This is a genomic window from Microcoleus sp. OTE_8_concoct_300, assembly GCF_031383065.1.
Lineage (GTDB): Bacteria > Cyanobacteriota > Cyanobacteriia > Cyanobacteriales > Microcoleaceae > Microcoleus.
Genome location: NZ_JANMZH010000019.1, coordinates 24,088 through 33,238 on the forward strand (window position 1 = coordinate 24,088; position 9,151 = coordinate 33,238).

Sequence of the window (9,151 nt, forward strand, 5' to 3'; positions counted from 1 at the left end):
ACTTGCCATCCAAGTCTCGGTCACAGATTTGTAGCGCAAAAATCACACTGTGTCAATGTTTTCGATCGCCTTTGGAGTCGCTCCCAGAGCTCATAATAGGATTATTAAAGTCAGGGTGTACAAATTTTATATGTCTCAATCAACTAGGAGGTTTATCATGTCAGTCTCCCAAATGACACTCGAAGAGTTATTTGGTCAGATCATGTTCTCCAGCGTCGTGACTCGCAACGACCGGAGCCAGCTCAGATCTGCACTCTTAGAAAGAACGCTGAATGAAGATGAGTATGCCATCATCAACCGACTTCTGTACAACGTTCGCCGCGGTTGGGTAAAAATTATCGATTAAAGAGGCGGTAGTCAACTTCCTTTAGGGGGAGTTAATACGATTTTCGATTTTCGATTTTCGATTAAAGAATTGGTAATGACTGATAACTATCGGGGTTTAGAGCACGGGGCTACAGTTACATTTTTTGGCGAAGTGGTTAAAAGTAGAACTTGCCACGGCAGGAAGTTTTCGGTTTTTAATACTGGGCTCGAAAGTTTGATGTGTTTGACAACGGTGTAAATTATCAAAATCGCCTTACACATCAGCCTAGAGGTAGAGATAATTATAAAATAACAGGTTTCGGGTACATCTCTACTGGTCGAACAATTGTGAGTTTTGAGTTGTTAACTGAGAAGTTATAATTAACTCAAAACTCATAATTTTGGGGATTTGAGATTTGAGATTTGAGATAGGGAAATACTGATGGCGATAGGGGTTGGGAGCCGTTAGAAAGTTGATATTTTATAAACGGGTATTAAAAATCAAAACAAGAAGCAGTTTCCGGTTGAGAAGGAGTGTGCGATCGTTACAAGCATAGCAAGTCGCATTGGTCGATCGACCTTTCCGGCAATTTGAGCTCAGAAGTGTCAAAATATTAACAACCAGTTCATCCCCAAAATATATGGCTCCCGCCGTTTTAATTGAAAATCTTCAGAAACGCTACGGCACTGTAGAAGCCGTTAAAGATGTTTCCTTCAAGGTAGAACCGGGGGAAATATTTGGTTTGCTAGGCCCCAACGGTGCAGGCAAAACCACAACCCTGCGGGTACTTTGTACTTTGAGTGCGCCCGATAGCGGACGCATTGAAGTGTCTGGCATTTCTGCTGTCAGCCAGCCGAGAATTGCCAGACAAAAACTCGGCTACGTCGCCCAAGAAGTGGCTTTGGATAAGGTGCTGACGGGGCGGGAACTCCTGCAACTGCAAGCAGCGCTTTATCATTTGCCGCGCAATACGATTAAAGGGCGGATTGACAAAATGGTGAAACTCCTCGGTTTGGAGGAGTGGGAAAATAAAAAGACGGGCACCTATTCCGGCGGTATCCGCAAACGCCTCGACTTAGCTGCTGGGTTGCTTCACCAGCCGGATGTTTTGGTGTTAGACGAACCGACTGTCGGGCTCGATATTGAAAGCCGGGTGGTGGTGTGGGATTTCCTGCGGCGCTTGCGGGAGGAAGGTACTACGGTTTTGATTACTAGCCATTATCTCGAAGAAGTGGATGCTTTGGCCGATCGCGTGGCGATTATTGACAAGGGTACGGTGATTGCACAGGGGACGCCGGAGGAGTTGAAAAATCGGGTTGGGGGCGATCGGGTGACTCTGCGGATTCGGGAGTTTTCGCCGATCGAAGAAGCCGAAAAAGCTAAAAATCTAATGCAATCTTTGCCTTTTGTGCAGGAAGTAATTGTCAATACGGCTCAAGGAAATTCTCTCAATTTAGTAGTAACACCGAAAAGCGACGCGCTGGTGACAATTCAGCAAGCTTTGAAAGATGCGGGCTTGCCTACTTTTGGGATTGCTCAATCTCGGCCGAGTTTGGATGATGTGTATTTGGCGGCGACTGGTAAGACGCTGTTGGATGCGGAGTTGGCTGCTGCTAGCAACCGCGATTTGAAGGCTGAGCAAAAGCAGGCGATGCGATCGTAGTTTAGTTTAATAAACAACTCCAATAATTATTGTGGAACAGGCATCTTGCCTGTTCTATACTAGCTTTTTTGGAGATGTCTGAAGCTCAGCGCGCCGGGTCATAAACCCGGTTTCTTCACAGATTTCTCGTCGCCAAACCAGATTTTCCTCAGAAACCGGGTTTCTTTGGCCTTAGTCCTATTTAAGTTAATGCGGGCGATTCTCTTTGGGGATAGCTCCGCTTCACGCACTTTTTGATTCAAGGAAGGGGCGCTCGTTTTTTTAGCTACAATCTTAAGAGTGGAGCGAAAAAATAAGATGGTAATTTTGGGGGATATTAATAGATGAATCTTGTTTTGGAAGTTGAAGCGCCTCCTTTTCGAGAAGATGCAACAGGAGCTATTCGGGTGGGAAACTCAAGAGTTTTGCTGGAATTGGTGATTCGAGCTTTTCAGGATGGTGCGTCGCCGGAATCTATTGTGCAGCGTTATTCAACTCTGTCATTGTCCGATGTCTATAGTGCGATCGGCTATTATCTCCGACACCAAGAAGCAGTAGAAGCTTATCTCAATTATCGCGAGCAATTAGCAGATTCCGTCCGTCAGCGTTTGTTAGGCATTCAACCAGATCTGAGCGTTATTCGATCGCGCTTGTTAGCCCAAAAACAATCTTGAGGATTAACTATGCTGCGGCTGTTGAGCGATGAAAATTTTAATGGCGATATTGTTCGAGGGCTTTTCCTGCGTCAGCCAGACCTTGACTTGCTTCGCGTTCAGGATGTTGGTTTGCGAGAAGCCGACGATCCAACAATTCTCAACTGGGCGGCCCAGAACGATCGCATTGTGTTAAGCCATGACCGAGCAACTATGCCCGATTTGGCTTACGAACAGTTGAGGGATAAGGAACAAATGTCAGGTTTGTTTATAATTAACGATCGAATGCCCGTTAGACAGGCTATTGATGAACTTCTGCTGCTGGTTAACTGTAGCGAACAATCGGAGTGGAAAGGAGTTGTTTTGTATCTACCATTGTAACAAGTTTTAGATATCCAATACTTGCTCTGCTGTCAGCGCTAATTCTGGGAAAGTTCGAGATATAATTCGCTCAGTTCCTCGGTAAGCAGTCATTTGATAAACGCCATTTTCATCAAGCAGGTAAACAAAAACAGTCGGCTCTTTCGGGTTGCCCAAATAGTTTCTGCTACCCAAAGCTAAATAATCGACAATCCAATATTCAGAAATTCCCAGCCGCTGATATTCATCCAACTTGTCGATATAATCATCTTCCCAATTTGTTGATACTATCTCTACTGCTAATTGCAGCGGTTCAATTAGTGCTGAGTAAGCGAAAGGAGCTGAGTCCCAGACCGTTTTATCTACTACTGTAACATCAGGATGGCGGCCTTGTTCTTTACCATTCGGGGTTAATGTCCTGACTACAATTCGGCCAGACACCCTGTAATTCAGGTTGATGCGTTTCACCTCGTTTTGGAATGTATTTTCAATAATATCAGCTACATTTTCGTGCAGTCTTATTGTTGGTAAGATTTTGAGAATTTCTCCATTAACCAGTTCATAGCGTCCGTCTTCATCTGGAAGTTGCTTGATGAATCGATGGAAAGTGAGCATTAGTTTAGGTTGGGTAGGAGTTGCGATCGTGGTTTTCTCTCATTTAGCTAGATACAGGACTTACGCACTCCGACCCAAGAAACCGGGTTTTTTGCTGAATCTGTGGCTGTAACTAAGTTTTTTCGGAAAAAACCCGGTTTCTGAACCTTAATGCGTAAGTCCTATAGATATTTATGACTATTCTACAATCATTTTAACATATTGTTTTAACACAGGTGGAATCCTGAAAACGGTTTCTGTTTCACCGCTCAATTTTTCGATCATTCCCCGTCTGGCTAAAGATTGAATTGCTTTACATAATTCGCCTTGTGCTCCTTGACATTTGGCCATCCATTGGGTAAACGAAACAGGCTCGATTTCATTACTAAGTTGCGAAATCGCCTGTTTTTCTATTTCCGACAACCGCTGATAATGCTGCTGCAATATCGGGGTCAATTCATCGCTTAAAAATACTGGTTGATAGCTTAAATATTGAGATACTCTACCGCTAAATAAGTTGTTAATGGTTTGAGCGACTAATTTTAACCACAGGGGATTACCTTGATAAAGGTTAATCAATTCTGGCCATGCTTCTTCATCCAACAAACCCTTTTCTCTAAGAATTTCTGTGGCTGCTTCACCTAAACCGGTTAACTGTAATAAACATACTGCTGAATTATCGTCGGTGAAGGTGATGATGTCTGAGGGAGGTTCCCAACTATTGAGAATTAAGCAGCTATTGTGGGGGATTTCGCCGATGAGTTTAAATAGGGTTCCGTAGTTTTCATATCCTGGTTTATAATGTCCTGCAAGTTGCCCGCTGCTGAGAATTTGTTGCACGTCATCGAGGATGATGAGACAGCGATTGTCTCGCAAATATTCGATTAGGATTGAGAACTGAACATCGGTGTTGGCGGGTATGTTAATTTCTGGTTGATTTGAGAGAAATTGAATGAGTGTTTTGAGGGTTGTTTCGAGGGGTGGGGAGGTGCGGAGACTGCGCCAGATGATGCGATCGAATTGAGTGTGAATTTGGGGGATGAGGTGACGGGCGATCGCACTTTTGCCGGTGCCTGCCATGCCTGTGATGGTGAGGAGGCGGCAGTTTTGGCTGGCGATCGCATTTTCGAGGGCGGTGAGGGGTGAGTTGGGGTAGTTGTAGAAGGTTTTGCGATCGGGTGCATCTCTTAAATCGAGTTTTTGTTGGGTGTTTGTTTGATTTGAGGTTTGTGTTGGGGGGAAATTTTGTGGAGTTTTGGGAGGGTAGGATGTTTCTGGGCAGAAGTTATTAATGTTACTTTTTTGTACAATATTAAAGTTTACGAAATTAGAACATTGAGAAATTTCATATCTTTCCATTGTTGCTCTAAAGTTAGTTTTTTTAAGTTTTTTATCAGTTAGTCTGTCTCTGAATAGCCTGAATAACTTGGAGGCTACTTTTTTAATGTGAGTCTCGCTACAGTTGGAAGCTTTTGCTATCTCCAAGTATTTCTTGCGTTCCCAAATACCGCGCAGTGTATCCTTTTGAATGTCATCCAAATATTTTCCTGTTTTGTCCACCGCTAGTTCATCCGCTAATTTCAATACTTCCTGAACGTCCATAGGTCATGCAGATGTTAATGTTGTAGCCATTATCCCACTTTTTCCTGCTTTTTACTACTTTTTACTACCACATTGCTACTTAAAATATTTTTATACTAACAAAAAAGGTTTTAAAATGAATACCCAAAGATACTTTTTATAGTAGGCAATAATAAAAAATATTAATATAATCCTTTCAAAGCCTTTTAACTAAATACCTAACTTTAGGTAGAGCCTTAAAACGCCAAATGCCATTATTTGCCAATCAAACGTGAAAAATATGTTCAGAACATCTTGGCTAAGTACACTAATGTCTTCAGCAGTCTGCGCGTTAGTAGCAACTAGCGCGATCGGTGAAGCTGTTTTCGCTCAAATACCAGGACAAAGACGAGTAATCTACAAGATTTCTGATATAAACCCGTCGGATGCAGAGCGCTTTTGTAAGGATAACTATGGTCAAAATACATCTTTTCGGCTCGAACCTGAGAGTGACCGTGTTATCTGTGCGAGACGGCAAACGAATCAGGAACTTCAAGTGGGAACAGGCGGAGTAAATTTGACAATCCCTACGGAGGAGTGGGCAGAGAATCCCCATCATCTCAACGATCTTTGCAACTATAAGCATCCGAACTATGGTACTTGGGTTGGCGATGGAGGACGGTCTTGTTACGATAGCTACTGGACATGGTAGACTCAATATCCACAATGTGTGTTGCCTAAAAGGTGCGGACAAACATTAGGGGAAAAAGGCGATTTTGCAAAGCAGGTTCGCCTTTCTTTAATCCAATTTTTAGTGAGGGAGCGATCGCCCTTCCTTAAGCCAAGAGCGATCGCTCTTAAATTATCGCAACAAATCAGGCTTAATCCCCAATCCAATTACTTAAAAACTCCACTTGATTTTGCATATCCTCTGCTGACTTCGCATCCATTAGTCGCAGAATTGCTCGGGCAATCGCACCCACTGAATAGCGCTGTTGCTGTACCAACATCATCCCTGCATGAAGTTGACCTTCAAGTCAAAAATTAGTGTGCAAACGGTAAAAATCTTTGATGTTAGAACTATATAAAACACGACCTTGTTCAGTGGCCCAGATTAGTTGTGCTTCGTCTGAATATCCTCGTCTGTTGGCACTCAGAACTGTAACCACATCTATAGCTTGATTTTGCAGAGAACGAACTAAACCCGTATCGCCAGAATCCTCATCAATATACAACCGAATCTGACTCACAATTGTCTCCTTGCCTTGTGCAGTGCTTCTATTCGATCGGCTTCTGCTGCTTCCGCTGCAATATCAGCATCAATTTCATCTCGGTTAGCATGGTAATAAGTCAAAGCTGCATAGACTTGGGTGAGAGTTAAATGCCCGATGCGAGCGGCAATTTCTTCTGCACTCAAACTTTGCTTGTACCAAATAGCAATGCGCCGGACTGTAACACCCGTTCCGGCAATAATTGGACAGCCACCATGTATGTCAGGCTGACGGCTAATTAGAGTTCCTATATCCGTGATAGTTGACAAGATTTTTTCCCCGCTAATTTCTGAGTGTTCTCTTATCTAGGATAGCACTGTCAAATGTAGTTAGCAGACGGGGGGAAGTTTTAGGCAGAGGGAATTCTTCTAAATAAAGTTCCGTTGCCTCTTTGAAATTGGCGATCGCCTCTTCTATCGTTTCTCCTTGGCTAGCCGTTCCCACTTCAGGACACTCGGCTACATAAACATCCTCTTCCCAATAAACAATTGCCGTAAAAGTACAAGACATTTTTTTGCTAAATTCTTCATACTCAATGTAGCATATCCAGCACCGTTTTTCATCCGCCATCGCCTTTGACTCCCCTCTACGTGATATAATTAAAACTATTGCAGCCAAAAGGTGAACGGCATGGTACAACAGCTCGCCCCACAAACAACAACACAAATCATCTACCCCGACAGCGACGGTCAACCAATGGCAGACAACACCAAACAATTCCGCTGGATTGTCACAATCAAAGAAAACCTAGAAATATTATTCGCTACTTCCCCTGACGTATTTATTGCCGGCGACTTACTCTGGTATCCCGTCGAAGGCGATAACAAAATTCGCAAAGCACCAGATATACTCGCAGTCTTTGGCCGACCAAAAGGAGACAGGGGTTCTTACAAACAATGGGAAGAAGATAATATTCCGCCTCAAGTAGTATTTGAAATATTATCCCCTGGAAATACCAGCACCGAAATGCTCAGAAAACTATTCTTCTATCAAAACTACGGAGTAGAAGAATATTATATCTATGACCCAGATACCTTAGAATTTACAGGATCTCAGCGAGTGGGCGATCGCCTAGAAGAAATCCCAGAAATCAACGGTTGGGTTAGCCCCCGCTTGGGCATACGGTTTCAAATGACACCAGAAACCCTCGAAATTTATCGCCCAGACGATCGCAGATTCCTCACTTCCGTAGAATTAGATCAACTTCGAGAAGAGGAACGTCAAGAAAAACAACTCGCTCAACAACAGCTAGAAGAAGAACGCACTCTGCGACAACAGGAACAGCAGCGCTATCAAGCTTTAATAGAATTGCTGCGAGAAAAAGGGATTGACCCCCAACAGTTGTAAGCTCGATCGCCCGCCCAACACCACCAATCCCCCCAGACTTGCTACCCTAAAGAGAGTTCGATTTAACTCACCGAAGAGCAGCATTCTCAAGAACAGGCAAGATGCCTGTTCAACAAAGAGTCAATTTTCTTCTTGTGGGCCGTTGCTCCTAGCCCGCCCTAAAGGGATGATTGCAACTGGTGCAATATCTCAGATTTAATCAAAATCAACAACAAGCAATTATGAGCGGTACTGTTACATCCCCCAACAACCTCAACCAGCAGCGGCCACTCTCCACGGCATCCGCTGACACTTCCAGTTCCCTGCTGGGCGACTTCATCCAAGAAACACTCGCCTTAACCAAGCGCCTGTTTATTCAATTGCAGCGCCGCCCCTCCACGCTAGTTGCAGGCATTATTCAGCCCCTGATGTGGTTGGTTTTGTTCGGAGCTCTGTTTGAAAATGCACCCGCCGGCTTGTTCGGCGAAAGCCAGAATTACGGACAATTTCTCGGCGCTGGCGTTATCGTTTTTACGGCCTTTGCCGGGGCGCTGAATGCTGGTTTGCCGATTATGTTCGATCGCGAGTTCGGATTTCTCAACCGCTTGTTAGTCGCGCCCTTGGCTTCGAGATTTTCGATCGTCCTAGCTTCGGCTATTTTTATCGTCACCCTCAGCTTGATCCAAACCGGCACAATCGTTACAGCGGGGGCGTTTTTGGGCGCCGGATTCCCCGGAATTGCCGGACTAGGGGCGATCGCCCTGATCGTCCTACTATTAGTTTTGGGCGTCACCGGCTTGAGTCTGGGTTTAGCCTTCGCTCTTCCCGGTCACGTAGAATTAATAGCGGTAATTTTTGTTACTAACTTGCCGCTGTTATTTGCCAGCACAGCCCTCGCGCCGCTGTCATTTATGCCAGAGTGGCTGCAAGTTGTGGTGACTCTCAATCCTCTGAGTTACGCGATCGAACCCATCCGCTACCTGTACCTGCACAGCGATTGGTCCCTAGCCAGTGTCGTGATGCAGGCTCCTTGGGGTACAGTCACCTTTGGAGGAGCCCTATTAGTGCTGCTGGCCTTTGATTTAGTGGCGCTGCTGAGCATTCAACCGCTGCTGAGACGCAGGTTTGCGTGAGGAAGGGCGATCGCAGCAAATCTGCGGGCGATCGTTTAACCTGCACCGTAAATTGTAGGGACACGGCATTGCCGTGTCCTTAGCCCCAGCGAAGTAATATAATATTTAGTCACAAGTCAGAATATTGTTTAGATAGAATTGTTTTTTTGAAAGTTCAACAAATAAATTGTCACTAACCCCAGCCTAAAGGCATGGGGCTTGAAAGAGGAAGACTCACCACCTTCTTAATTTGAGACTAAAACAGTGTCTAGCCTGCGTCTTTGAGACAAACTGAATTATCTGGTGGTGGTACACCGAACGATGTT

Annotated in this window: 12 protein-coding genes; 7 read left to right on the forward strand and 5 right to left on the reverse strand. The window is 44.5% G+C overall.

Annotation, left to right across the window (positions count from 1 at the left end):
- The first annotated feature begins 157 nt into the window (after nucleotides 1–157).
- From ACUVJL_RS01320 to ACUVJL_RS01335, 4 genes are all read left to right on the forward strand, one after another.
- Nucleotides 158–346 carry a hypothetical protein gene (locus tag ACUVJL_RS01320; protein ID WP_445244196.1) on the forward strand — a complete coding sequence of 63 codons (189 nt, stop codon included), beginning with the start codon at nucleotides 158–160 and terminating at the stop codon, nucleotides 344–346.
- A gap of 601 nt (nucleotides 347–947) precedes the next feature.
- Nucleotides 948–1,970, forward strand: a complete 1,023-nt coding sequence (locus tag ACUVJL_RS01325) for an ATP-binding cassette domain-containing protein (RefSeq protein WP_445244197.1) — start codon at nucleotides 948–950, stop codon at nucleotides 1,968–1,970.
- A gap of 323 nt (nucleotides 1,971–2,293) precedes the next feature.
- Nucleotides 2,294–2,623, forward strand: coding sequence for a DUF433 domain-containing protein (locus tag ACUVJL_RS01330; protein WP_445244198.1), 330 nt, complete (start codon nucleotides 2,294–2,296; stop codon nucleotides 2,621–2,623).
- Between the two features lie 9 nt (nucleotides 2,624–2,632).
- Complete coding sequence (locus tag ACUVJL_RS01335) at nucleotides 2,633–2,983, forward strand: DUF5615 family PIN-like protein (protein WP_445244199.1); 351 nt, start codon at nucleotides 2,633–2,635, stop codon at nucleotides 2,981–2,983.
- A gap of 6 nt (nucleotides 2,984–2,989) precedes the next feature.
- On the opposite strand, the gene ACUVJL_RS01340 is transcribed toward ACUVJL_RS01335, so the two are convergent.
- Both ACUVJL_RS01340 and ACUVJL_RS01345 read right to left on the reverse strand, forming a co-directional pair.
- The gene (locus tag ACUVJL_RS01340) at nucleotides 2,990–3,577 is read right to left on the reverse strand and encodes a Uma2 family endonuclease (protein WP_445244200.1); all 588 of its coding nucleotides are present in this window, start codon (nucleotides 3,575–3,577) and stop codon (nucleotides 2,990–2,992) included.
- A gap of 177 nt (nucleotides 3,578–3,754) precedes the next feature.
- Nucleotides 3,755–5,158, reverse strand: a complete 1,404-nt coding sequence (locus ACUVJL_RS01345) for an NB-ARC domain-containing protein (protein WP_445244201.1) — start codon at nucleotides 5,156–5,158, stop codon at nucleotides 3,755–3,757.
- A gap of 289 nt (nucleotides 5,159–5,447) precedes the next feature.
- Between ACUVJL_RS01345 and ACUVJL_RS01350 the strand changes: the two genes are divergently transcribed.
- Nucleotides 5,448–5,828: a hypothetical protein gene (locus ACUVJL_RS01350; RefSeq protein ID WP_445244202.1), complete on the forward strand. Its 381-nt coding sequence runs from the start codon at nucleotides 5,448–5,450 to the stop codon at nucleotides 5,826–5,828.
- Nucleotides 5,829–6,153: 325 nt separating this feature from the next.
- Here the strand turns inward: ACUVJL_RS01350 and ACUVJL_RS01355 are convergent, their stop codons facing one another.
- From ACUVJL_RS01355 to ACUVJL_RS01365, 3 genes are read right to left on the reverse strand one after another with little or no spacing between them, the layout of a single operon-like run.
- Nucleotides 6,154–6,366 (reverse strand): DUF5615 family PIN-like protein, encoded by a 213-nt coding sequence (locus tag ACUVJL_RS01355; protein WP_445244203.1) that lies wholly within the window; start codon nucleotides 6,364–6,366, stop codon nucleotides 6,154–6,156.
- Nucleotides 6,363–6,656: a DUF433 domain-containing protein gene (locus ACUVJL_RS01360; protein WP_445244204.1), complete on the reverse strand. Its 294-nt coding sequence runs from the start codon at nucleotides 6,654–6,656 to the stop codon at nucleotides 6,363–6,365. Before ACUVJL_RS01360 ends, ACUVJL_RS01355 begins: the two co-directional genes overlap by 4 nt.
- A gap of 13 nt (nucleotides 6,657–6,669) precedes the next feature.
- Complete coding sequence (locus tag ACUVJL_RS01365; RefSeq protein WP_445244205.1) at nucleotides 6,670–6,957, reverse strand: type II toxin-antitoxin system HicB family antitoxin; 288 nt, start codon at nucleotides 6,955–6,957, stop codon at nucleotides 6,670–6,672.
- Between the two features lie 60 nt (nucleotides 6,958–7,017).
- On the opposite strand from ACUVJL_RS01365, the gene ACUVJL_RS01370 reads away from it, so the two are divergent.
- Both ACUVJL_RS01370 and ACUVJL_RS01375 read left to right on the forward strand, forming a co-directional pair.
- Nucleotides 7,018–7,734 (forward strand): Uma2 family endonuclease, encoded by a 717-nt coding sequence (locus ACUVJL_RS01370; RefSeq protein ID WP_445244206.1) that lies wholly within the window; start codon nucleotides 7,018–7,020, stop codon nucleotides 7,732–7,734.
- 221 nt (nucleotides 7,735–7,955) lie between these two features.
- Nucleotides 7,956–8,846 (forward strand): ABC transporter permease, encoded by an 891-nt coding sequence (locus tag ACUVJL_RS01375; RefSeq protein WP_445244208.1) that lies wholly within the window; start codon nucleotides 7,956–7,958, stop codon nucleotides 8,844–8,846.
- Nucleotides 8,847–9,151: the final 305 nt, after the last annotated feature.